27 protein-coding genes are annotated in these 23110 nt (G+C 66.0%); 7 read left to right on the top strand and 20 right to left on the bottom strand.

The window, feature by feature from the left end; all coding sequences use genetic code 11:
• Positions 1–154: 154 nt before the first annotated feature.
• Genes GPL20_RS31135 through GPL20_RS31110 form a run of 6 tightly spaced genes read right to left on the bottom strand, consistent with a single transcriptional unit; the run spans position 155 to position 4773 of the window.
• Positions 155–1030, bottom strand: a complete 876-nt coding sequence (locus tag GPL20_RS31135) for an amidohydrolase family protein (protein WP_157334957.1) — start codon at positions 1028–1030, stop codon at positions 155–157.
• Between the two features lie 13 nt (positions 1031–1043).
• Positions 1044–1436, bottom strand: a complete 393-nt coding sequence (locus GPL20_RS31130) for a RidA family protein (RefSeq protein ID WP_157334955.1) — start codon at positions 1434–1436, stop codon at positions 1044–1046.
• A gap of 25 nt (positions 1437–1461) precedes the next feature.
• Entirely contained in the window at positions 1462–2265 is an 804-nt protein-coding gene (hpaH, locus tag GPL20_RS31125) for a 2-oxo-hept-4-ene-1,7-dioate hydratase (RefSeq protein WP_157334953.1), read from the bottom strand.
• 3 nt (positions 2266–2268) lie between these two features.
• Positions 2269–3129: a fumarylacetoacetate hydrolase family protein gene (locus GPL20_RS31120; RefSeq protein WP_157334951.1), complete on the bottom strand. Its 861-nt coding sequence runs from the start codon at positions 3127–3129 to the stop codon at positions 2269–2271.
• A gap of 57 nt (positions 3130–3186) precedes the next feature.
• Positions 3187–3804 carry a flavin reductase family protein gene (locus GPL20_RS31115; RefSeq protein ID WP_157334949.1) on the bottom strand — a complete coding sequence of 206 codons (618 nt, stop codon included), beginning with the start codon at positions 3802–3804 and terminating at the stop codon, positions 3187–3189.
• Between the two features lie 3 nt (positions 3805–3807).
• Entirely contained in the window at positions 3808–4773 is a 966-nt protein-coding gene (locus tag GPL20_RS31110) for a Bug family tripartite tricarboxylate transporter substrate binding protein (protein WP_157334947.1), read from the bottom strand.
• 143 nt (positions 4774–4916) lie between these two features.
• Here GPL20_RS31110 and GPL20_RS31105 point away from each other — a divergent pair, with 143 nt between their 5' ends.
• From GPL20_RS31105 to GPL20_RS31090, 4 genes are all read left to right on the top strand, one after another.
• Positions 4917–5717 (top strand): IclR family transcriptional regulator, encoded by an 801-nt coding sequence (locus GPL20_RS31105; RefSeq protein ID WP_157334945.1) that lies wholly within the window; start codon positions 4917–4919, stop codon positions 5715–5717.
• 258 nt (positions 5718–5975) lie between these two features.
• Complete coding sequence (locus tag GPL20_RS31100; RefSeq protein WP_157334943.1) at positions 5976–7271, top strand: O-acetylhomoserine aminocarboxypropyltransferase; 1296 nt, start codon at positions 5976–5978, stop codon at positions 7269–7271.
• A 4-nt stretch (positions 7272–7275) separates the two neighbouring features.
• Complete coding sequence (locus GPL20_RS31095) at positions 7276–8058, top strand: alpha/beta fold hydrolase (protein ID WP_157334941.1); 783 nt, start codon at positions 7276–7278, stop codon at positions 8056–8058.
• A gap of 68 nt (positions 8059–8126) precedes the next feature.
• Positions 8127–8630: a DUF6496 domain-containing protein gene (locus GPL20_RS31090; RefSeq protein WP_157334939.1), complete on the top strand. Its 504-nt coding sequence runs from the start codon at positions 8127–8129 to the stop codon at positions 8628–8630.
• Here GPL20_RS31090 and GPL20_RS31085 read toward each other — a convergent pair whose 3' ends face one another.
• The 10 genes from GPL20_RS31085 to phnG all read right to left on the bottom strand — a co-directional run bounded on the left by GPL20_RS31085 (position 8631) and on the right by phnG (position 16400).
• A complete protein-coding gene (locus tag GPL20_RS31085; protein WP_157334937.1) occupies positions 8631–8834 on the bottom strand; it encodes a hypothetical protein in 204 nt (67 codons plus the stop codon).
• Between the two features lie 613 nt (positions 8835–9447).
• Positions 9448–10059, bottom strand: coding sequence for a pyridoxamine 5'-phosphate oxidase family protein (locus tag GPL20_RS31080; RefSeq protein ID WP_157334935.1), 612 nt, complete (start codon positions 10057–10059; stop codon positions 9448–9450).
• A gap of 22 nt (positions 10060–10081) precedes the next feature.
• Complete coding sequence (gene phnN, locus GPL20_RS31075; RefSeq protein WP_157334933.1) at positions 10082–10675, bottom strand: phosphonate metabolism protein/1,5-bisphosphokinase (PRPP-forming) PhnN; 594 nt, start codon at positions 10673–10675, stop codon at positions 10082–10084.
• Positions 10672–11829 (bottom strand): alpha-D-ribose 1-methylphosphonate 5-triphosphate diphosphatase, encoded by a 1158-nt coding sequence (locus GPL20_RS31070; protein ID WP_157334931.1) that lies wholly within the window; start codon positions 11827–11829, stop codon positions 10672–10674. The genes phnN and GPL20_RS31070 overlap by 4 nt, the downstream gene beginning before the upstream one ends.
• 11 nt (positions 11830–11840) lie before the next feature.
• On the bottom strand, positions 11841–12539 hold the full coding sequence (gene phnL / locus GPL20_RS31065; RefSeq protein ID WP_167533298.1) for a phosphonate C-P lyase system protein PhnL: 699 nt from the start codon (positions 12537–12539) through the stop codon (positions 11841–11843).
• A gap of 22 nt (positions 12540–12561) precedes the next feature.
• Complete coding sequence (gene phnK / locus GPL20_RS31060; protein ID WP_430641852.1) at positions 12562–13389, bottom strand: phosphonate C-P lyase system protein PhnK; 828 nt, start codon at positions 13387–13389, stop codon at positions 12562–12564.
• On the bottom strand, positions 13382–14272 hold the full coding sequence (locus tag GPL20_RS31055; protein ID WP_157334915.1) for an alpha-D-ribose 1-methylphosphonate 5-phosphate C-P-lyase PhnJ: 891 nt from the start codon (positions 14270–14272) through the stop codon (positions 13382–13384). The genes phnK and GPL20_RS31055 overlap by 8 nt, the downstream gene beginning before the upstream one ends.
• Complete coding sequence (locus tag GPL20_RS31050) at positions 14269–15369, bottom strand: carbon-phosphorus lyase complex subunit (RefSeq protein WP_157334913.1); 1101 nt, start codon at positions 15367–15369, stop codon at positions 14269–14271. The genes GPL20_RS31055 and GPL20_RS31050 overlap by 4 nt, the downstream gene beginning before the upstream one ends.
• Positions 15370–15373: 4 nt before the next feature.
• Entirely contained in the window at positions 15374–15982 is a 609-nt protein-coding gene (gene phnH, locus GPL20_RS31045) for a phosphonate C-P lyase system protein PhnH (protein WP_157334911.1), read from the bottom strand.
• Between the two features lie 4 nt (positions 15983–15986).
• Positions 15987–16400, bottom strand: coding sequence for a phosphonate C-P lyase system protein PhnG (gene phnG, locus GPL20_RS31040; RefSeq protein ID WP_373568242.1), 414 nt, complete (start codon positions 16398–16400; stop codon positions 15987–15989).
• 157 nt (positions 16401–16557) lie between these two features.
• Here phnG and phnF point away from each other — a divergent pair, with 157 nt between their 5' ends.
• Positions 16558–17289 (top strand): phosphonate metabolism transcriptional regulator PhnF, encoded by a 732-nt coding sequence (phnF, locus tag GPL20_RS31035; RefSeq protein ID WP_157334909.1) that lies wholly within the window; start codon positions 16558–16560, stop codon positions 17287–17289.
• A gap of 162 nt (positions 17290–17451) precedes the next feature.
• On the opposite strand, the gene phnE (GPL20_RS31030) is transcribed toward phnF, so the two are convergent.
• The 4 genes from phnE (GPL20_RS31030) to phnC form a co-directional block, all read right to left on the bottom strand.
• Positions 17452–18300 (bottom strand): phosphonate ABC transporter, permease protein PhnE, encoded by an 849-nt coding sequence (phnE, locus tag GPL20_RS31030; protein WP_157334907.1) that lies wholly within the window; start codon positions 18298–18300, stop codon positions 17452–17454.
• Complete coding sequence (phnE, locus tag GPL20_RS31025) at positions 18297–19181, bottom strand: phosphonate ABC transporter, permease protein PhnE (RefSeq protein ID WP_157334905.1); 885 nt, start codon at positions 19179–19181, stop codon at positions 18297–18299. Before phnE (GPL20_RS31025) ends, phnE (GPL20_RS31030) begins: the two co-directional genes overlap by 4 nt.
• Before the next feature lie 77 nt (positions 19182–19258).
• On the bottom strand, positions 19259–20194 hold the full coding sequence (gene phnD / locus GPL20_RS31020; protein WP_157334903.1) for a phosphonate ABC transporter substrate-binding protein: 936 nt from the start codon (positions 20192–20194) through the stop codon (positions 19259–19261).
• 66 nt (positions 20195–20260) lie between these two features.
• The gene (gene phnC, locus GPL20_RS31015; protein WP_157334901.1) at positions 20261–21070 is read right to left on the bottom strand and encodes a phosphonate ABC transporter ATP-binding protein; all 810 of its coding nucleotides are present in this window, start codon (positions 21068–21070) and stop codon (positions 20261–20263) included.
• A 172-nt stretch (positions 21071–21242) separates the two neighbouring features.
• On the opposite strand from phnC, the gene GPL20_RS31010 reads away from it, so the two are divergent.
• Positions 21243–21914: a transferase hexapeptide repeat family protein gene (locus GPL20_RS31010; protein WP_157334899.1), complete on the top strand. Its 672-nt coding sequence runs from the start codon at positions 21243–21245 to the stop codon at positions 21912–21914.
• Positions 21911–23104 carry an alpha-D-ribose 1-methylphosphonate 5-triphosphate diphosphatase gene (locus tag GPL20_RS31005; protein WP_254125650.1) on the top strand — a complete coding sequence of 398 codons (1194 nt, stop codon included), beginning with the start codon at positions 21911–21913 and terminating at the stop codon, positions 23102–23104. Before GPL20_RS31010 ends, GPL20_RS31005 begins: the two co-directional genes overlap by 4 nt.
• Positions 23105–23110 lie beyond the last annotated feature (6 nt).

Below are 23110 nucleotides of genomic sequence, written 5' to 3'. Positions count from 1 at the left end.
AAAGGTGGGGCGCTCCCTCCCCCGCTTGCGGGGGAGGGCTGGGGAGAGGGTGTCGCCGCGAGCGAGAGCCCCCAAGAGGAGAGAGCCCTCACCCCGACCCTCTCCCGCAAGCGGGAGAGGGAGCACACCGCGCTGGTGGCGAGCCGCGAGCGCTCTAATCCGGAAACCCGAACAGCTTTGCCGGATTGTGCACCAGGATCTTTTCCAGCTCCGCTTGATCCGGCGCATAGCGATACATCAGCTCGAGCAGATCGGCATCGTTCGGCGGCTGCTTCACCGAGACCGGGTGCGGCCAGTCGCTGGCCCAGACACAGCGGTCGGGTGCGGCCTCGATATAGGCGCGCGCGATCGGGATCACGTCGTCGTAGGGAGCGCCGGTCTTCGAGGTCTTCTCGCCGAGCGACAGCATCACCCAGAAATTGCCCTTCTTGAGCAGCTCCAGCATCTTGCGCAGGTTCGGATCGTTCTTGCCGGCCTCCGGATCAGGCCGCGCCATGTGGTCGATCAGCACGGGGACGTCGAGGTTTTCATACTTGGCGACGCTGGAGACGATGCCGTCCTTCTCCGGCTGGATCTTGACGTACCAGCCGAGCTCGCGGATGCGCGCAATCGCACGGGCGAAATCGGCATCCGACAACACCGCGCCGAGCTCCTGGCGGAAGCTGAAGCGCGCGCCGCGCACGCCGGCATCATGCAGCTTGGCGAGATAGGAGTCGCTCGCCTCGGCGAACACCAGCGCGTTGGCGCAGCCACGATAGTTCGGGCCCATGGCAGCGAGGCCGTCGAGCACGACGGCATGATCGGCGCCATAGGTCGTGGTCTGCACGATGATGCCGCGCTCGATGCCGAGCGCCTTGTGCATGCGCAGCGCCGCTTCCCAGGTCGCGGTCGGCATCCGATAGGCGGCACCGGGGCGCTCCGGATATTTATCGATCGGACCGAGCACGTGAAACTGGCTGTCGACGGTCTTCGGCGGCGGCGCCTTGACGGGACCGCGCGGATTGGGATCGAACGGCAGATAGGTCGGCATACGCAAAACTCCCTCAGTCGATCACGGCGGTGAAGTCGCACTGCACCAGAGCGCCGCCGTCCATGCTGTCCATCGGCAGCGCGTGGCGCGCCGGGCGCGAATGCTCGTCCGGAAACATCTTGAGCCATTCGACATTGACCGGCCCGCGCTGCGTGCGGTCCTTCAGCCAGACCGTCATCTTGATGATGTCGTCCGTGGTGCCGCCCGCGGCCTCCACCGTCGCCTTCATGTGCGCGAACATGTTGGCGCATTGTGCGTCGAGGCTGTCGGGCATGGCGCCGGCCGCATCGCGGCCGAGGATGACGCCGGACATCACGAGATTGCCGATGCGGCAGGCGTTCGGAATTGGATTGGCGTGCTTGAAGCCGCCGATATGAATGCTCTTGCGCCGCGTGTGAGCCGTCATGGTGCGCTCCCTATTTGTTGTTGGTTCAGACGAACTGGCACGACACCGAGCCGAAGGCGCCATAGTCGGCGTGGAAGGTATCGCCGCGGCGGATGTCGACCGGACGCGTGAACGATCCTGCCAGCACGACCTCGCCGGCCTTAAGATGTTCGTCATGCGGCGCCAGGCGATTGGCGAGCCAGGCGATGCCGTTCGCGGGGTGATTGAGCACGCCGGCGGCAAGGCCGGTCTCCTCGACCTCGCCGTTGCGGAACAGCAGCGCGCCGATCCAGCGCAGGTCCGCATCCAGGGGACGGAAGGGACGGCCGCCGAGCACCAGCGCGGCGTTGGCGGCGTTGTCCGAGATCGTGTCCATCACCTTGCGGGTCTTGCCGGTCTCGGGATCGACGCGGTGCATCCGCGTCTCCAGGATCTCGAGCGCGGGCGTCACGTAGTCGGTGGCGTTGAGCACGTCGAAGATGGTGCAATCCGGTCCGCGCAGCGGCGCCTTCAGCACGAAGGCGAGCTCGACCTCGATCCGTGGCGCGTGAAAGCGATCGAACGGGATCGGCGTGGCGTCTGCATAGAACATGTCGGCGAACAGCACGCCGTAATCGGGCTCGGAGATGCCGACCGCGTTCTGCATCGCCTTCGAGGTCAGTCCGATCTTGTGGCCCTTGATGACGCGGCCGCGGCCGAGCTGGAGCTTCGTCCAGGCGCGCTGGACGGCGTAGGCGTCCTCGATGCTGAAGTCGGGGAACTCTTTCGAGAACATCGGGATCAGCGATTTCGTGCGCTCGGCCTCGTCGAGGCGCGCGGCGAGGCGTTCGATCGTGGCGGCGTCCAGCATGATCTATTGCTCCGCGGCCACGGTGTTGCGCAGCACGCCGATGCGGCTCGACTCGACCTCGACGACGTCGCCGTCCCTGAGCCAGCGCGGCGGGTCGAAGCGCGCGCCCGCGCCGGTCGGCGTGCCCGTCACGATCATGTCGCCGGGCTTGAGCGTCGCGAAGGTGGAGAGATAGGAAATCAGGAAGTCGAACGGAAACATCAGCCGTTCGGTAGTGTCCTGCTGCCGCACCTCGCCGTTGACGCGCGTGATGATGTCGTGGGGACCGCGCGGATCGAGCTCGTCCGTGGTAACGATCCACGGGCCGATGCTGCCGGAGCGATCGAAATTCTTGCCTTGCGTGACGTTGAACTTGCCGTGGCGCAGCCAGTCGCGGATCGTGCCCTCGTTGCACAGCGTCATGCCGAAGATGTGCGACCACGCCTTTTCCCGCGGGATGTGACGGCCGCCATGGCCGATCACGATGACGAGCTCGCCTTCATAGTCGAGCTGGTCCGACACCTTGGGCTTCTCCAGCGGCTGGCCGGAGCCGGTCATCGACGACATGCTGCGCACGAACAGGCTCGGATATTTTGGCAGGTCCGAATTGTCCTTGTATTCGGCGTTGCGCTCGGCGTAGTTGACGCCGATGCACCAGAGCTTTTCCGGCGCCAGCACCGGCGGCAACAGCACGAGGTCTTCCAGCGCGAGGTCGGGCTTTTGTCCGGCCACGGCTTCCTGCGCCTCCGCGAGCGCGTTGGCCGCGATCAGCGCCTTCACATCCGAGAAGTCACGGCCGATCCGCTTCGTCAGGTCGACGACACCACCGTCAACCGCCGCGCCATAGCGCGGCTCGCCGTCCACCAGATAGCTTACCAGTCGCATGGTCGTTCTCTCCAACGGGGGTCAGGTGATCCGACGGTGCAGGCGACGCCGCTGCGTTCAGTCGGTCGATTTCGGGGTCTGGAACACGGTGCGCAGCGTCACGATCTCGCCGAGGCGGGCGTAGCGAGGACCGCCGATGCGGGCGATCGGGTCGAGCGCCTTGGTCTCGACCTTGCCGTCATTCACGAGGCCGTCGCGGATGTGGAACATCACGACCTCGCCGACGATCAGCCGGCTGCGCGCCTCGCCGAATTCGAGGCACTGCCGGAAGCGGCATTCCATCGCGACCGGCGCCGCGGCCAGCCGCGGCACCTTGAGGCACTCGCTCGCGATGGTCTCGAGGCCGAGCTGTTCGACCTCGCTGATTTCAGGCGGATGCTCGATCGATGAGTCGTGCACCGCCGACATCAGCGGGGTATCGGCGATGTGGATCACGTACTCCTCGGTGTCGAGGATGTTGTGCGCGGTGTCCTTGTAGTCGGCGCCCTTGCGGCCAACGCTGATGGCGAGCATCGGCGGCTTCTGCGAGACGAAGGTGAAGGCGCTGAACGGCGCGAGGTTGAGCACGCCGGAACGCGACAGGCTCGTCACCCAGGCGATCGGACGCGGCACCACGATGCCGGTCATCAGGCGGTAGATGCGCTCGGCGCCGAGCTCGGTGGGATCGATCCGCATCGATCAGTCAGCCTTGATGTTGGCCTTGCGCACGACCGGAATCCACTTGGCGTCCTCGCGCGCGAGATAAGCCTTGAACTCGTCAGGCGTCATCGGCGTGGCTTCGCCGCCGAGCTTCTCGAACTTGTCGACCACGCCCGGGTCCTTCAGGATCGCGACCAGCGTCTCGTGCAGCTTTTCGATGATGGGCGCCGGCGTGCCCGCGGGCGCGAACAGGCCGGTGAAAGTCTGGCCGTCGAAGTCCTTGTAGCCGAGTTCGGCAAAGGTCGGCACGTCGGGCAGCGACTTCAGGCGATGCGGGCTGGTGACGGCCAGCGCCCGGAACAGGCCGGCCTTGATGTGCTGGAGACTGACCGTGAGCTGGTCGAAGGCGAACTGCACCTGGCCGCCGAGCAGATCGTTGATCGCCGGCGCGTTGCCGCGGTAGTGTGCGGTGACCCATTGCAAATCGAGGCTGGACTGCATCAGCTCGCTGAGCAGATGGTTGGTGGTGCCGGGGCCGGGCGAGGCCATGGTCAGCTTGCCGGGCTCGCGCTTGGCGAGATCGATGAATTCCTTGAAATTGTTGGCCTGGACCGACGGATGCACCTCGAGCACCAGCGGCGTCATCGAGATCGTCGTAATGGGGAGGAAGTCCTTCTTCCAGCTATAGGCGTCGCGCTTGTTGATCTCGGTCGCGAACAGCACCGGACCATTGGCGCCGACGAACAGCGTGTAGCCGTCCGGCGCGGACTTCGCGAAAGCCTCGCCCGCAATCATGCCGCCGGCGCCGGCCTTGTTCTCGATGATGAAGGGCTGGCCGAGCTTTTCCTGGAGCTTGTCGGCGATGATGCGCGCCGCGCTGTCGACATTGCCGCCGGCCGGATAGGGCACGATCAGCTTGACGTTGCGCGCCGGCCATTGCTGGCCCGCCGCAGGACCCGCCAGCATCGCAGCTACGGCTGCTATGGCAATCCAGATTAATCTCATGTTAACCTCCCGACGGCGCTTCCAATTTCACCTCGAGTGCCATCGCATTTGCGCGTCGATTTTGGCACATGGCATCCCGCGGGGCGCAATCTCCAGATGCGCGCTTTACCTGTCGAGTGAATTGTGGCGTTCTTGTCCATATTATGGACAGGGCAATCTCCCCGAGATCCGCGCACAGCGCCATGGAACCGCGACAGGGTGCGCAGGCGATCCGCCGCGCGCTGGCGGTGCTGCGCATTCTTGCCGCAGGCCGCGAAGACGGTGTGCCACTGGCCGAGGTGGTGCGGGCCACCGGCCTCACCCGCCCGACCGTGCATCGCATCGTCCACGTGCTGATCGAGGAAGGCATCGTCGAACGGCATGAGCGAACCGGCCGCTACGCGATCGGCAACCAGGTACCTGAGCTGGCGCTCGCGCGGGCACGGCCGTCGCGGCTGCTGGTCGCCGCAAATCCGTCGCTGCGGCGCGCGTCCGCCGAGATCGGCGACACACTGTTCCTGACGGTGCGGACCGGTAACGACACGCTGTGCGTCGATCGCAGGATCGGCGTCTATCCGATCCAGGTGCTGTCGATCGAAGTTGGCGCACGCCGGCCGCTCGGCGTCTCCAGCGCCGGCGTCGCCATCCTCGCCGCGATGCCGGCGCAGGACGCGCGAAAAATCGTCGCAGCCAACGAGAAGAGGTATGAGGCCTACCGGACCGACGTTGCAACGGTGATGGGCGAGATCGCCGCCGCGAGACGGCTGGGATACGGCATGAGGGAGATCGGTCTCGTGCAGGGCACGAAGTCGATCTCGACCTGGATCAAGACCCCGGACGGCCGCCCCGCGGCGGCGATGACGGTCTCCGCCGTTCGAACGAGGCTCGGCCCGCGCCGCGAGCAGGAGGTCGCGGAGATCCTGCTGCGGGAGGCGCGCATCATCGAGCAGGCCATTCGGGGTTAGGCTCAGACGGCGTTGCTTCGCCTCTCCCCGCGTGCGGGGAAAGGCCGGAATGCGCGCGCAGCTCGAATTCCGGGTGAGGGGGAGCATCCGCGAATCCAACTCTCACCGTGACCGCGGAAACAGCCCCTCATCCCAACCCTCTCCCCGTAAGAACGGGGCGAGGGAGCGCAGCATCATTGCCGCCCTGTCAATGGGCTGACGCGACACACGATTTTGTGGCACAAGGGCCGCCTCGCCGACCGATCAACGAGGCCACGCATGCCTGCGCCAAAACCGCCTGCCTTCGAGACCCTGAGCCTGCATGCGGGCCAGCATCCGGATCCCGCGACCGGCGCCCGCGCGGTGCCGATCTACCAGACCACGTCCTATGTGTTCCAGGATTCCGATCACGCCGCCGCGCTGTTCAACCTGGAGCGTGCCGGCCACATCTATACGCGCATCTCCAATCCGACCACCGGCGTGCTGGAGGAGCGGCTTGCGGCGCTGGAAAGCGGCGTCGGCGCGATCTGCACCGCGAGCGGCCAGGCTGCGATGCATCTGGCCATCGCAACGCTGCTGAACGCCGGCGACCATATCGTGGCGTCGAGCTCGCTCTATGGCGGCACCATCAATTTGCTGGCGCACACGCTGCCGCGCTTCGGCATCACCACGACCTTCGTGAAGCCGCGCGATCTCGACGCGTTCCGCAGCGCCATCAGGCCGAACACCAAGCTGGTGATCGGCGAGACGATCGGCAATCCCGGGCTGGAGGTGCTCGACATTCCCAAGGTCGCTGCGATCGCGCATGAAGCCAAGATTCCGCTCTTGATCGACAACACCTTTGCCACGCCCTATCTCAGCCGGCCGATCGAGCTGGGCGCCGACATCGTCATGCATTCGGCAACAAAATGGATCGGCGGCCACGGCATCGCGATCGGCGGCGCCATCGTCGACGGCGGCCGCTTCGACTGGCGCGGCTCCGGCAAGTTCGGCGTGCTGACCGAGCCCTATGGCGGCTATCACGGCATCGTCTTCGACGAGCAGTTCGGCACCGCCGCCTTCATCATGCGCGCGCGCACCGAAGGCCTGCGCGATTTCGGCGCCTGCCTGTCGCCGACCAACGCGTTCCAGCTTTTGCAGGGCGTGGAGACGCTGGGCGTGCGCATGGACCGCCACATGCAGAACACGCATCTGGTGCTGGAGGCACTGAAGGCCAACAAGGCGGTCGACTGGGTGCTGCATCCCTCGCTCGAGACCCATCCCGACTATCAGCTCGCAAAGACACTGCTGCCGCGCGGCGCCGGCTCGATCGTCTCCTTCGGCATCAAGGGCGGCCGGCCTGCGGGGCGCAAGTTCATCGAATCGCTGCGCATGATCAGCCACCTCGCCAATGTCGGCGACGCCAAGACACTGGTGATCCACCCGGCCTCGACCACGCATCAGCAGATGGACGCCGAGCAGCTCAAGGCCGCCGGCGTCGGCGAGGAGCTGGTGCGGCTGTCGGTCGGCATCGAGACCGCCTCCGACATCATCGACGATCTCGCCCAAGCGCTGCGCATCTCGCAAAAGGTCTGAAGCCATGAAGCTTTCCGTCAACGGCACCGATGTGTTTGTCGCGACCGGCGGCCGCGACTTCGACAAATCCCTGCCCACGGTCGTCTTCATCCACGGTGCCGGCTTCGACCATTCGACCTGGGCGCTGCATACGCGCTGGTTCGCCCATCACGGTTTTGGCGTGCTGGCGCCTGATATGCCCGGCCACGGCCGCTCGGCCGGGCCTTCGCTCTCCGGCATCGCCGAGATGGCCGATTGGACGGCCGCGCTGCTCGATGCGGCAGGAGCTGCAAAGGCGCACCTGATCGGCCACTCCATGGGATCGCTGATCTCGCTGGAGACGGCGGCTCGGCATCCGGACAAGGTCTCCGCACTGAGCCTGATCGGCACCGCCGCGACCATGACGGTCGGCCCGGATCTGCTGAAGGCCGCCGAAGCCAACGACCAGGACGCCGTCGACATGGTCTCGATCTGGGGCCTCGGCTTCAAGGCCGAGCTCGGCGGCAGCCTCGCGCCGGGCCTGTGGATGCATGGCGGCGCGCAGGCGGTGCTGAAGCACTGCGAGCCCGGCGTGCTGTTCAGGGATTTGTCCGCCTGCAATGCCTACGCGAACGCGCTGACCGCTGCCGCGAGCGTGAAGGTGCCGACCACGCTGATCCTCGGCGAGCGGGACATGATGACTCCGGCAAAGGCCGGCAAGGCGCTGGCGGCGGCGATCCCGCAGGCGAAGACCGTCGTGGTGCCGGGCGCGGGTCACATGATCATGGCGGAGCGGCCTGACGAGCTGCTGGCGGCGCTGAGGAACTGAAAAGGATCGATCGCCTGTCTTGCGCGTTGCGGTGAGACATCCCTGTGACGTCATAAGGGAACTCGGCCATGCCAAGACAGGAAATCATTCGCAAGGCGAAGCAGGACAAGCGCGCCGGCAAATCTGCGAGCACGCAGGCCGGCGAATTCGTCAAGGACGAGATCGACAAGATCAGGAAAGGCAAGCATGGCGCGCGCTCGACGCGCCAGGCCATTGCCATCGGTTTGTCCGAGGCGCGCCGCGCCGGCGTCGATCTGCCGCCGCCGCGCAAGGGACGCACCAAGAAGTCGACGCGCCGCAGCGCCAAATATGCTTACGAGGTCGGCCAGGGCAAACGGACGCCAAAGCGCCGGCCGCGCGTGTCGCGTGCCGTCGAAGGCGTGCTGAAGAAGGAGCCGCGCTCGACCGCATCACGCAGCGCCCTGTCGAAACAGGGCGAGCGCGCCGCGAGCCGGCGAACCGCGGCATCGCGGTCGGCCGCCGCGCGCAAGGCGAGCCACACCAAGGGCGCCAAGGTCCGCTCCGCTGCCGCGAAGAAGGCGGCGCGAACCCGGACGCGCCGCCGGAGCTGATCAGCTCGGACGCCGGTTTCGCTCGGAGAACACGGCGCGTGCGGCACGTTCGGCCTCGCGCGCCGAGCGGAACTGGCGACCTTCGAGACTGTCGAACAGGCGCTCCGAGGAGAAGAAACGGAAGCCGCGCTCATCTCTGGTGATGATGCCGGCGGCGCGGTCCTGGATCTCGATAATGTAGGCGTTCGACTGTGTCTGGGACATGACTGCTCGTTCGCCGGGGAGCTCGGCGTTCCTGTCTTGGAAGTTCAAGGCTTGGAAGTTTCAAGGCTTGGGATTTGCGGTGTGGGATGCTGCCAGGACGGTCAGCAACAACAGGCGCCGGTTGCCACCGAGAAACAGCGCCGCGTCATGCACGCGTGCATGTCGTTCTGATTGCGCTGGTGATCGGTTCTCATAGTCGCGGCGTCAAGCTCGATGAGCAGTTTCGATGCTGCGAGTATCGAGCGATTGGCGCTCCTGGTCAATGAAATGGCTATCCATATTTGCAACCGGCACGCTGGAGCGCTTCTCCCGCGGCAAGAGCGGGCAGGCCGATTCATCTCGCGATGAGCTCAGGCCATGATGCTGCTGGTCGACAATGTCCACATGGCCGAGCACACGATCGCGCAGAGCGGCGGGATCGCGCTCAATTGACGCCGCACCGGCGCAGCCTTTTCTTCCTTCTCCCCTTGCGGGAGAAGGTGGCGCGAAGCGCCGGATGAGGGGTTGCCTCCTCAAATTCAAATGAGAGTTGGACTCGCGGAAAGATACCCCTCACCCGTCTCGCCGCTTCGCGGCGAGCCACCCTCTCCCACAAGAGGAGAGGGTGACAAGATCACCACATCGTCGCCGCGGCGCGCGCCGGCCAGGCGCGATCGTACTCTTCGCCGCCGACCTTGTTCTCACTCATCTCGGCGAGGATCTGGCCCGGCGTCGGCAGCGTCTTCGGGTCGACGCGCTTGTCGGGATTCCAGAGGTCGGAACGGACGATGGCGCGGGCGCACTGGAAGTAGATTTCGTCCACTTTCATCACCATGACGCTGCGCGGCGCCTTGCCTTCGACCTTGAACGAGGCCAGCAACTCGGGATCGATGGAGAGATGGGCCCGGCCGTTGACGCGGGTCGCATTGCCGGAGCCGGGAATCAGGAACATCAGCGACACCCTGGGATCGCGCACGATGTTGCGCAGGGAATCGACGCGGTTGTTGCCGCGGCGATCGGGCAGCATCAGGGTCTTGGGGTCGTGGATGCGGACGAAGCCGGGCAGATCGCCACGGGGCGAGCAGTCGATGCCCTCCGGCCCGATGGTCGCGAGCGCGGCAAACGGCGCCTTCTCGATGAAGATGCGATAGAGCGGCGTGACGTGGTCGGCGACTTTCACGGTCGAGGCATCATTGGTGGCGCCGTAGATGGCTTCCAGTTGTTCGACCGTTTCGATCACCGACATTCCGTTCTCCTGGTTGTGCCGGCTATTCATGCCAGCCCTGGTTCCTGATCACGCGCACGAGCTGGCGGCTGTGATAGTCCGCGCTGCCGGCATTGAGAATGGTGACATCGGCTTGTGTCGATGTGTCATCGACGCTGCGTGCGAGGCGATCCGCGATGTTGCCGTCGCTGTGCCGCGCCCGCGCAGCGAGCCGCTGCGCCAGCACGTCCGGCGGCGCCGTGATCGCAACCACCACGACGTTGGCATAGGTTTGGCGCAACGCGCCGATCACGGTGCGCGAGACATTGGCGACCACGGCGCGGCCGGCACGGATATCATCATTGATTTCGAGTGGCAGCGCGTAGCAATGCCCATGCGCTTCCCAATGCACGGCGAAATCGCCGTGATCGAGCCCGCGGCGGAATTCGTCGGAACCCACCGCAATATTGTCCTCGGCCGGAGAGGACTCGCGGGTCACGACGCGGCGCGGAAAGACGACGTCGTGATCGTCGGCGCAGGCCGCCTGGGCCAGCCGCAGCAGCGTGTCCTTGCCGGCGCCGCTCGGACCGACCACGAGCACGAGCCGCCCGGGTCCGATTGCACCCGCCTGCCCCGCCATGGTCACGGTCTCGCTCATGCGACGCGGCCCCCTTCGCGCCAGACGCTGCGAACGACGGGAACGCTGCCCGCGACGTGCACGCGGATCAGGTCGGCGCGCTTGCCGGTCGCGACCTCGCCGCGGTCGGTGAGGCCGACCGCCTCGGCGGGCGCCTTGGTCACGGTGCGGACCGCAGCCGGAAGGCTGATCGCCGGCACATGCTCGGGCAATTGCAGCGCCGCCATGAGAAGGCTGGACGGAATGTAGTCCGACGACAGGATGTCGAGCAGGCCCTCGCGCGCGAGATCGACCGCGGCGATGTTGCCGGAATGCGAGCCGCCGCGCACGACGTTGGGCGCGCCCATCAGGATATCGATGCCGGCCTGGTGCAGGCCGCGTGCAGCCTCGAGCGTGGTCGGGAATTCCGCCACAGCAACGCCATCGCGCACGGCGTCCGCAACGTTCTCCTCGGTGGTGTCGTCGTGGCTCGCGAGCGGTATCTTGTACTCGTGCGCCAGAGCCACGATTTCGCGCATGTTGGTCGCGGCATAGGCCTTCTGATAGGCGAAGCGCTTTGCGAACAGCTCGTCGAGCTCGGCATCGGTCTTGCCGCCGCCCTTGCCGCGATAGTAGTCGCGCAGCTTGACCTCGTCGCGGAACTGGCGCTGGCCAGGCGTGTGATCCATCAGCGACATCAGCTTGACGTCGGGACGATCGATCAGCTCCCTGGCTTCCTCGACCACGCTCGGCATCGGGATTTCACAGCGCAGATGCAGGAAGTGGTCGGCACGGAGCAGATCGGCTTCGCGCGCGGTCGTGATCGCGGCGGCCAGCACGCCGGCGCGGCCGTCGACCTCCTCGGCGCCGTCCTCGCGCCAGACGCGGAGCGAATCGAACACCGTGGTGATGCCTGAGGTGGCGAGCTGGCCGTCATAGGAGATCACGGCAGCGACCGGATTCCAGAACACCTTTGGCCGCGGCACGTAGTGCGCTTCGAGATGATCGGTGTGGAGCTCGATCAGGCCGGGCATGATGAGATCGCCGCCGGCATCCTCCGCACCCGCGGGCGCCCTGCCCTCGCCGATCTCGGCGATGCATCCATCGGCGAGAGCGAGCCAGCCCTGCTCGATCACCCGGTCAGCCAGCACGATCCTGGCATTGGCGATCAATGTTTCCTTCGGCTTGGCGTTCATTTCCATTTCCTTCAGGCCGCGGCGGCAAAACTGGTGACGTCAACGATGCGGTCGGCAATCAGATGGCGGATTTCGTCGTCGTGGACAATGGCGACCATGGCGACACCCTGGCGCTTCTTCCCGGCGATCAGGTCGACCACGACGGCGCGGTTGGCCGCGTCGAGCGACGCGGTCGGCTCGTCAAGCAGCAGGATCGGCAGGTCCGGGATGAAGCCGCGCGCGATGTTGACGCGCTGCTGCTCGCCGCCGGAGAAGGTCGCCGGCGGAAGCTGCCAAAGCCGCTCGGGGATGTTGAGACGATGCAGCAGGCTGCCGGCACGCTGCTGCGCATCGGCCCGGCTCATGCCGTTCACGATCAGGGGCTCGGCGACGACATCGATCGTGGCAACGCGCGGCACGGCCCGCAAGAACTGGCTGACGTAGCCGATGGTGGAGCGGCGGATGTTGAGGACCTGCCGCGGCTCGGCGGTGGCGAGATCGATCACGGCGCCGCGATGGCGGATATCGATGCGGCCGGAGTCGCAACGATAGTTACCGAAGATCATCTTCAGGATCGACGATTTGCCGGCGCCTGACGGCCCCGACAGCACGACGCACTCGCCGGGATTGACGTTGAAGGTGACGCCGCGCACGACCGGCAATTCGATGCCGCCCTGCAGGTGCATCGTAAAGGTCTTCTGGGCGTCGGCGATGTCGATCATGGCGGTCATCGGCTGGCTCATACTGGAAGAATCATGGCGGGAGAATCGAGGAGACGAGGAGTTGCGTATAGGGCTCGCGCGGGTCGTCCAGCACCTGGTCGGTGAGGCCGGTTTCGATGACGCGACCGCCTTTCATCACCATCACGCGGTGCGACAACAGTCGCGCCACCGCAAGATCATGGGTGACGATGATCACCGCAAGGTGCAGCTCGGCGACGAGGCTGCGCAAGAGGTCGAGCAGGCGCGCCTGCACGGAGACGTCGAGGCCGCCGGTCGGCTCGTCCATGAACACCAGCCGCGGCTCGGTGACGAGATTGCGCGCGATCTGGAGCCGCTGACGCATGCCGCCGGAATAGGTCCGCGGCGCATCGTCGATGCGCGCGACGTCGATCTCGACGCGACCGAGCCAGTCGGACGCGGTGTCGCGGATGCGGCCGTAGTGATTCCACCCCACGGCCATCAGCCGCTCGCCGACATTGGCGCCGGCCGAGACCGCCATGCGCAGACCCTGCGCGGGATCCTGGTGCACATAACCCCAATCGGTGCGAAACAGGAAGCGCCGCTCGGCTTCGCCCAGCGTCGTGAGATCGCGCGTGACGCCGTCGCGCATCCGATAGGACACATGGCCGGCACTCGGGGTGAGCTGGCCCGACAGCATCTGCAGCAGCGTCGACTTGCCCGAGCCAGACTCGCCGACGATCGCCAGCACCTCGCCCGGATAAAGCGCAAAGGACACGTCGCGGCACGCGGCGATGCGGCCGTAGGACTTGCTGAGAGACCCGGCGACCAGCAGCGGCTGGTCGTTTTCGAGCCTATCGAGATCAGCCAAGTCTTGATCAACGAAGTCTTGATCAACCATGTGAGCCCGCCTTCTCCTTGTACGGCGCGGCGCTGAGGCTGCCGTGATGGCCGGCGGCCTGGCGGCCCTCGCAATAGTCGGTATCGGAGCAGACGAACATGCGCCCGCCCTTGTCGTCGGTGACGATCTCGTCGAGATAGGAATTCTCCGCCCCGCACAGCGCGCAAGGCGCGTTGAACCGGTACGGCTCGAACGGGTGATCCTCGAAATCGAGCGACACCACCTGGGTGTAAGGCGGGATCGCATAGATGCGCTTCTCGCGGCCGGCGCCGAACAATTGCAGCGCTGCGCAATTGTCCATCTTGGGATTGTCGAATTTCGGCGTCGGCGACGGATCCATCACGTAGCGCGCGTTCACCTTGACCGGATAGGCGTAAGCGGTGGCGATATGGCCGAAGCGGGCGATGTCCTCGTAGAGCTTCACATGCATCAGGCCGTATTCGGCGAGCGCATGCATGCGCCGCGTCTCGGTCTCGCGCGGCTCGAGGAAACGCAGCGGTTCCGGGATCGGCACCTGATAGACCAGCACCTGGTTCTCGTGCAGCGTCGTCTCCGGGATGCGGTGACGGGTCTGGATCACCGTCGCCACATCCGTCGCCGTCGTCGTGGCGACGCCCGCGGTCTTGGCGAAGAATTTTCGGATCGAGATCGCGTTGGTGGTGTCGTCGGAACCCTGGTCGATCACCTTCAGCACGTCCTGCGGCCCCAGGATCGCGGCGGTCACCTGCACGCCGCCGGTGCCCCAGCCATACGGCATCGGCATTTCGCGGCTGGCGAACGGCACCTGATAGCCGGGGATCGCGATCGCCTTCAGGATCGCGCGGCGGATCATCCGCTTGGTCTGCTCGTCGAGATAGGCGAAGTTGTAGGCGGGCGCGTTCATTCCGCGGCCTCCTTCATGGGCTCGGCATTGGCCTCGGCAAATTCCTTGCGCAGCTTGCGCAGCAGGCCGAGTTCGGACTGGAAGTCGACGTAATGCGGCAGCTTCAAATGCTCGACGAAGCCGGTCGCCTGGACGTTGTCCGAATGCGACATCACGAATTCTTCATCTTGCGCGGGGGCGACTGCCTCCTCGCCCAGCTCGCGGGCACGCAGCGCACGGTCGACCAGCGCCATCGACATGGTCTTGCGCTCGCTCTGGCCGAAGGCGAGACCATAGCCGCGGGTGAAGCACGGCGCTTCCGTCGCGGAGCCCTTGAACTGGTTGACCATCTGGCACTCGGTGAGCTCGATGGACCCGAGCGGCACGGCGAAGCCGACGTCCTCGGCCAGGAATTCGACCTCGACCTCGCCGAAGCGGATCTCGCCGGCGAAGGGATGGTTGCGGCCATAGCCGCGTTGGGTGGAATAGCCCATCGCCAGCAGAAAACCCTCGTCTCCGCGCGCGAGATTTTGCAGCCGCAGATCGCGATCGGCGGGGAAATTCAGCGGCTCGCGGGTGAGATCGCCGACGCTGGCACCTTCCTCGGCCTGTGGAGAGGATTCGATCAGCCCGTCGCGGCCGAGAATGTCCGTCACGCGCGGCGTCGCCGCGGTCGAGGCCTCGGCCGTCGCCGGTGCTTCCGGCACGAAACCTTCGGCGAGCGTCGGATCGAGCAGGCGATGGGTATAGTCGAAGGTCGGCCCGAGGATCTGGCCGCCCGGAATGTCCTTGAAGGTCGAGGACACCCGCCGCTGCACGCGCATGGCGCCGGTGTCGACCGGCTCGCTCGCGCCGAAGCGCGGCAGGGTGGCGCGGAAGGCGCGGACCAGGAAGATCGCCTCGATCAGGTCGCCCCGCGCCTGCTTGATCGCGAGCGCCGCGAGCTCGCGATCATAGAGTGAGCCCTCGCTCATGACGCGGTCGACGGCGAGGCCAAGCTGCTCCGAGATCTGGTCGAGCGTGACCTCGGAGACGCTCTGGTCGCCGCGCCGCGCATTGGCGAGCAGGCGGTGGGCGTTCTCGATGGCGCGTTCGCCGCCTTTGACTGCGACATACATGCTTCTAGCTTCCCTTGCTCACGACGCGCGTGGTGCGCGGGATCGCAACCACGGCGTCATCGGCGACCAGCACCACATCGATGCCGCGCGGAAACAGCGCCTCGTTGACACGCAGGCGCTCGAACAGATCGGCGGGCCTGATCGTCGCTCCGAGCGTGGCGACGCCGTCGATGCCCGGGCCGCGGAGCTCGAAATTGCGGCCCGCGTCGAGGCTGTCGACCTGGAGGATTATCGTGGTCGAGCGGTCCGGATATTCGTTGCTGCCGAGCGCGAAGCGCTCGAGCGGCGGAAGCGCCGCGCCGTCACTGATCAGCGCAAAGCTCGCGATCGAGGAATCCTGCACCACCGGAGCGCCGGTATGGAATTTCAGCCATTTCACGATGTCGGAACTTTCCGCCAGCCGCGCGTCGAGCCAGAGCGGCGTGTCATGATCGAACAGCGTCAGCGCGATCGCGGCGGTGCCGCGCATCATCATGTCCGGCGCTCCCGCCATCGGAACGATGCGCTGGACCGACCCCGGCCGCGCCATCGCGTCCATGACCGAACGAAAAGTCGATTGCGCTGACAAGACCTTGTCGGCGAACCCCGGCGGCAGTTCCGCAATCGTGGTCATGATCTCACCCTTCACCGCGCACCATGGTGTAGAAATCAACCTTCGTCGCGGCGGTCTCCGCCGCGACCTGCTTGCGCTCGATCATAAGCTGCTCGCGCAACGGCGCGATAACGTCCCGCTCCACCGCTTCGCCAAAATCACGGGACTGCACCAGCGCATCGCACAGCGCGATCAGCCGGGCCTTCTCGCTGTCGCGCCCGAGGGTGTAGCCGAAGCCGACCTCGCCGCTCGCAAGCCGCACGGCAGCGCGCGACACCGTCGCTTCGCCGAGGTTGAACGGTGCGCCATCGCCGCCGACCCGGCCGCGCAGCATGACGAGGCCATTTTCCGGCTCGCGCAGATTCTGATGGGGCGGCAAGGCGATTGCACCGAGGCGCGCGGCGATCTCGCCTGCGTCCGCGTGCGCCAGCACGGCCATCGCGGCCTTGCGCTGGGTTTGCTGGCTGTCGTTCTGCATCACCGAATCCATCAACTTGCCGAATCCAAGTTGTCTATGATAATAGACAACTTGATACGGAAGCGCCATGACCATTTCGTGACAAACGTATGATTTTCGGGCTACGCTGGCCGGCGATATGAGCATGCAGGACACCGCCTCCTCGGGCGTCGCGCTGTGGCGCCTCGTCGCCGACGGCATCGAACGCGGCATCGCCGACGGGCGCTTTGCCGCCGGCGACAAATTGCCGGGCGAGATGGAGATCGCCGAGACCTATCGCGTGAACCGCCACACCGTGCGGCGCGCGCTGGCCGCGCTTGCCGAGCGCGGCCTGGTGCGGGCCGAGCGCGGCAGCGGAACCTATGTCGAGGCACAGAAGCTCGCCTATCCGCTACGTTCGCGCACCCGATTCTCCGAGATCGTCGGCGCGGACGGTCGCGAACCGCACGGCCGGCTGATCGAGGCGTCCGACGACGTCGCGACCCGCGAACTGGCGCGGGAACTGGGATTGAAGGCCGGCGCGCCGCTGGTGCGAATCGAGGCGATCCGCCTCGCCGACCGCACGCCGATCTGCGTCTCCACCACCTGGCTGTCGGCGGAGCGGTTTCCGGACGCCGGCGCCGTGTTCGCCGCGACGCGCTCGATGACGAAGCTGCTCGAGCATTATGGTGTCCGCGACTACCGCCGCGGCGCGACCCGGATCACCGCCGGAATCGTCGACGCCACCGACGCCGCGCGGCTCGATCTCGCGCTGGGACGCCCGATCCTGGTGGTCGATGCGACCGACCACGATCTCGACGGCAAGCCGCTGGTGACCAAGCATTCGCGCTTTGCCGCGGAGCGGGTGGAGTTTCTGGTGGAGAACGGGTGAGCTCGCTGGTCTCCCTCTCCCCGTTCTTACGGGGAGAGGGTTGGGGTGTGAGGGGCTGCATCCGCAATCACGGTGAAAGACGGACTCGCGGAGAGACCCCCTCACCCGGAATTTGCTGCGCAAATTCCGGCCTCTCTCCGCAGGCGGGGAGAGGCGAAGAACTCAGGCCACAGCCCTTCGCCCGATGATGGCAAAGCGCAGCTTGCCGGAGATGAAATCGATCGCGGCGACCGCGACCAGGATCATCAGGATCAGGAACGAGACCTTCTGCCATTCCAGCACGCGGATCTGCTCGGCGAGCTGGAGGCCGATGCCGCCGGCGCCGACGATGCCGATGATGGTGGCCGAGCGGGTGTTGGATTCGATGAAATAGAGCACCTGGCCGGCAATCACGGGCAGGACCTGCGGCAACAGGCCGAAGCGGATCTCGTGCAGCGGGCTGCCGCCGGCGGCGCGGATGCCCTCGACCTGCTTCTGGTCGGCGCCCTCGATCGCCTCGGAGAACAGTTTTCCGAAGGCGCCGAAATCCGACACGGCGATGGCGAGCACGCCGGCGAACGGGCCGAGGCCGACCACGTTGATCCACACCAGCGCCCAGATCAGCGTGTCGATGCCGCGGATCGAATCCAGGAAGCGGCGGACGGGAAACCGCAGGATCTTCGACGGCACCACGTTGCGCGCAGCGAGCAGGCTGACCGGCAGCGCGAGCAGCGCCGCCACAGTCGTGCCGAGCAGCGCGATCGACAGCGTCTCGCCGAGCGCCTTCAGATAGATCGGCAGCGAGGAGCCGGGATCCGGCGGGATCATCATCAGGCTGATCCAGCCGAGCTGGCTGAGCCCGGCGAAGAAGCGCGACGGCGAGAAGTCGAGATCGACCAGGCCATAGACCAGAATCGCAAACGCCGCGACGATCATCGCCGGCATCGCAAGCCGCGCCGAAGCCGGCCGGTCGAACACATCAGGGTAGCGCGCGCGGATCTCTCGCGCGTCGACCTGCTGCGGCCCCGTCATGTCCGCGCCTCCTTGCCGAACAGGCGGCCGCGCAGCCAGCCGGTGGTGATGTCGATGATGAAGACGGTGACGATGATGGTGAGCAGGATGGCGCTGACGTCCGAATAGTAGAATTTGCGAATGGCGACGACGAGCTCCTGGCCGATGCCTCCGGCGCCGACGAAGCCCATCACCGAGGCTTCGCGGACGTTGATCTCGAAGCGCAGCAGCGCGTAGCTGGCATAGCCGGCCGTGACCTGCGGCACGACGGCGAAGCGCATGCAGGAGAGCCAGCTCGCCCCGGTCGAGCGAACGCCTTCGACCGGCTTCATGTCGGCATTCTCGACGATCTCCGAGAACAGTTTTCCGAGCGCCCCGGTGGAGTGGATCGCGATCGCGAGCACGCCCGCCATCGGCCCGAGCCCGAAGGCGATGACGAAGACCAGCGCGAACACGATGCCCGGGACGGTGCGGGCGAATTCGAGCAGGCGCCGCACGACAAAGCGCAGCCAGGGCGAAGGCGAGGTGTTTTCGGCCGCGAAAAAGTTCAGGGCAAAGGCGAGGGTCGCGCCGATCAGCGTGCCGACATAGGAGATCAGCAGCGTCTCTCCCAGCATCTTCAGCCATTTGCGCCAGCCCCACAGCCACTCGCCGACATCGGTCCAGACGCGCTGGCCGCTGTCGAGCGTGAGGATGCGGTCGAAATAGCTGATGAAGTTGCCGAAATAGGTGAACAGGGTGCGCAGGTTCACTTCGGCGCCGATCGCGGCGAGAACCAGCGCGGCGGCGAACAGCGCCACTCCGAACAGGAGGCGGAGCCGCTTGCGCGCGACCGCCTGGCGGTAGGCGGCATTCAGCGCGGCCAGCTGCTGCTCGGGAAGGATCGAAACCGCGACGGTCATCGGATCAGGGCGAGTGGTCCATCAAAGAGAAAGAGCCGGGCCCTCAGGACCCGGCTCCAGTGTGCATCGTCCTGAGATCAGGACGCCTTCTTCTTACGCAGCGCATCGACGAACTTGATCAGCTCGATCGTGCCATCCCAGTCCTTGGTGGTGGCGGGATGAAAACCCTTCTTCTGGCCGTCGGAGAGACGGTCGAACGCGGCCTTGTCCTTGGCCGGCGCATCGAAGAACGCCTTGGCGATGGCCGCCTTGGCGGCTTCCGGCAGGTCGGAGTTGTAGGCATAGGGGCCGTTGATGATCGGCGCCGACTTGTGGACGATGCGGAAATCGTCCTTCTTCATCGCCGAGCCGTCGGCATTCTTCAGCATGCCCTTGGTCAGCATCTGCGCCAGCGTGGAATCGTCGTCGCTGGTCCACTGGTTGGCGGCGACGTCGACCGTGCCCTGCGCCAGCGCCAGCATCGCGTTCTCGTGGCTGCCGGTGAAGACGACCTTGCTGAAATAGGTGTCGGCATCCGGGATGCCCATCTTGTCGAGTTCGAAGCGCGGCACGTTGTTGCCGGAGGTGGAATTCGGGTCGACGAGGCCGAGGTTCTTGCCCTTGAGGTCATCGACCTTCTTGTAGGCACTGCTCGCCTTGACGAAGAACACCGAGTAGTAGCCGGTCGAGCCGTCGGCGTTGATGTCGTTGGCGAAGGCGTCGGTCTTGACGCCGGTCAGACGGGCACGGGCGAACGAGGCCGAGCCGTAGCTGGCGATATGGATGTTGCCGGCACGCTGGCCTTCGATGACGGCGGCATAGTCGTTGGCGATGCGCAGCGTGACCTTCACGCCCAATTCCTTGGAGAGATAGCTCACGAAGGGCGCCCAGCGCTCGGTGACGCCCGAGGCGTTCTCGGCCGGGACGACCGCGAAGGTCAGCTCTGGATATTTGGCTTTCCAGTCGTCGGCGGAGGCTGACGTCGTGAACGCGAGCGCGGCGGCGCCGGCAAGGACTAATCTGCGAGTGATCATGATACCCTCTTCATCGGTTGAGGTCGGTTGACGCAAAGACTTGCAACTCAACAGGTGCGGCGCGGCTTACGCCGCCGCGGCCGTTCCGAGCGCCGGGACGCCTTCGGGCGCCGGAGCCGGCATTCCGCCCATGACATCGGCGGCTTCGAGATCGTAGAGCTCGCGCGCGACGTGATCGGTCAGCGCGGACGGCGCACCATCGAACACCACGCGGCCGGCCGCCATGCCGATCAGGCGGTCGCAATAGCTGCGCGCCAGATCCAGCGAATGCAGATTGCAGAGCACGGTGATGCCGAAGTGCTTGTTGATGCGCAGCAGCGCATCCATCACGATCTTGGTGTTGCGCGGATCGAGCGAGGCGATCGGCTCGTCGGCGAGGATGATATCGGGCTGCTGCACCAGCGCGCGGGCGATCGCGACGCGCTGCTGCTGGCCGCCGGAGAGCTGGTCGGCGCGCTGGGCCGCGAGCGAGGCGATGTCGAACTGCTCGAGCGCGGACATGGCCAGCGCCTTGTCGTGCTCAGGCCAGAGCTGCGACAGCGAGCGCCAGGCCGGAATGGTCGCAAGACGCCCCATCAGGACGTTGGTGAGAACGTCGAGCCGGCCGACCAGATTGAATTGCTGGAAGATCATCGCCGAACGCGCCCGCCATTGGCGCAGCTCCTTGCCGCGCAGCGCGGTGACGTCGATGCCGTCGAACAGGATGCGGCCCTGCGTCGGGGTCGCAAGACGGTTGATGGTCCGCAGCAGCGTCGACTTGCCTGCGCCGGACCGCCCGATCACGCCGACGAAGCCGCCGGGGGAGACTTGAAACGAAGCGTCGTCCACCGCGGCTTTTGCGCCGAAGCGGCACGTCAGACCTTCCACCACCAGCATGCAGGGCTCCAGATTAGCTGGCCCCCACCGCTAGCGCCGGCGCTTGACACTTGTGTGACACGCGCGTTGCGGTGCGGCGATTCTGCACACCTCATCCCCTGTCATCGTTACGTCATGACGCCGTCATCAAGCCGCTCGAAGACGAACGCCCCCTCGAATTTTCGGATGCAGCATGGCCGCCAAAGCGCTCTCGGTCCAACCGACCATCGATCCTTCGGCGAAGCTGCACGAAACGAAGCTCGGCGCCTATACCGAGGTCGGTGCGCGCACCATCCTGCATGAAGTGACGATGGGCGATTACTCCTATGTCGTGAACGACGCCCAGATCACCTACACGACCATCGGAAAGTTCTGCTCGATCGCGGCGATGACGCGCATCAATCCCGGCAATCATCCGATGCACCGCGCGACCCAGGCCCATTTCACCTACCGCTCCAGCGCCTATTTCGAAGGCGAAAGCGACGATGCCGAGTTCTTCGACTGGCGGCGCCAGCACCACGTTCACATCGGCCATGACGTCTGGATCGGCCACGGTGCAATCGTGCTGCCCGGCCGCAACATCGGCACCGGCGCGGTGATCGCGGCCGGCGCCATCGTCACCAAGGACGTGCCGGCCTACACGATCGTCGCCGGCAATCCGGCGCGCATCGTGCGGCGGCGGTTCTCCGAGGAGATCGCCAGCCGGCTCGCGAGGCTCGCCTGGTGGGACTGGGATCACGACAAATTGCGCGAGGCACTGCCCGATTTTCGCAAGCTCGGGATTGAAGATTTCCTCTCGACATATGAAGCACGGGCAAGCTCTCTCACCAGTTCTCCTGCCAGCAAACGAAGCGCGGTCGCGTGACAGACATATTCCTTGAAGGCGGCCGGGCCCTGATCGGCGCCGATCTCGTCGAAACTTCACTGGCTGTGTCCGGCCAGGACATTGCAGGGATGGATGCCTCTCGCGGCCGCACCCGGCTCGCGATCGATGCCCGCAATCTCCTGGTGCTGCCCGGCATCGTCGACCTGCACGGCGATGCCTTCGAGCGGCAGATGATGCCGCGCGCCGGCGTCGACTTCCCGATCGACGTCGCGCTCGCCGACAGCGACCGCCAGGCGATCAGCAATGGCATCACCACGGTGTTCCACGCCACGACCTGTTCGTGGGAGCCGGGCCTGCGCAGCGCCGGCAACGCGCGCGGCCTGATGGAGGCGATCGAGCGGCAGCGTCCGCAATTCGCCGCCGACACCCGCTTCCATCTGCGGCACGAGACCTACAATCTCGACGCCGAACCTGAAATCAGCCAGTGGCTCTCCGAGGGCCGCGTCGACCTGTTCGCCTTCAACGACCACATGGACGGCACCGTGGCCGACATGGCCAAGCCCCGCAAGCGCAACCGCATGGTGGAGCGCACCGGCCTGTCGAACGAGGATTTTGATCGGCTGGTGGAACGCGTGGTCGCGCGCGCAGCCGACGTGCCGGCCTCGGTGTCGCGGCTCGCCGCGGCGGCCCGCGCTGCCGAGGTGCGGATGCTCTCGCACGATGATGCGACACCGACGATGCGTCAGGAGTTTCGCGAGCTCGGCGCGATGATCGCCGAATTTCCGATCAACGAGGAGACGGCGCGAGCGGCCGCAAGCCACGGCGACGCCATCGTCTACGGCGCGCCGAATGTCGTGCGCGGCGGCAGCCACACCGGCTGGACCAGGGCGTCCGACATGATCGCCAAGGGCCTCTGCTCGGTGCTGGCATCGGATTATTACTATCCGGCCCAGCTGCTCGCTGCATTCCGCCTCGCGGCCGACGGCGTGTTGCGGCTGACCGAAGCCTGGAACCTGGTCTCCGCAGGGCCGGCACGCGCCACCGGCCTGACGGATCGCGGCATCCTCGCGGAAGGCCGCCGCGCCGACATCCTGCTGGTGGACGACAGCGTGAAGCTGCGGCCGCGGCTCGTCGCGGTGATATCAGGCGGAAAGCTCGTGCATCTCACCGATGCAACGCGGTTGCTCGCAGCGGTGGCAACGCCGCGCGAGGCTGTCGTCGCGGCCTGAACCGGT

The sequence above is a fragment of the Bradyrhizobium cajani genome (assembly GCF_009759665.1).
GTDB lineage: Bacteria > Pseudomonadota > Alphaproteobacteria > Rhizobiales > Xanthobacteraceae > Bradyrhizobium > Bradyrhizobium cajani.
The sequence above is the reverse complement of the archived record's forward strand: the minus strand, read 5'-3'. Positions and strand labels throughout refer to the sequence as shown.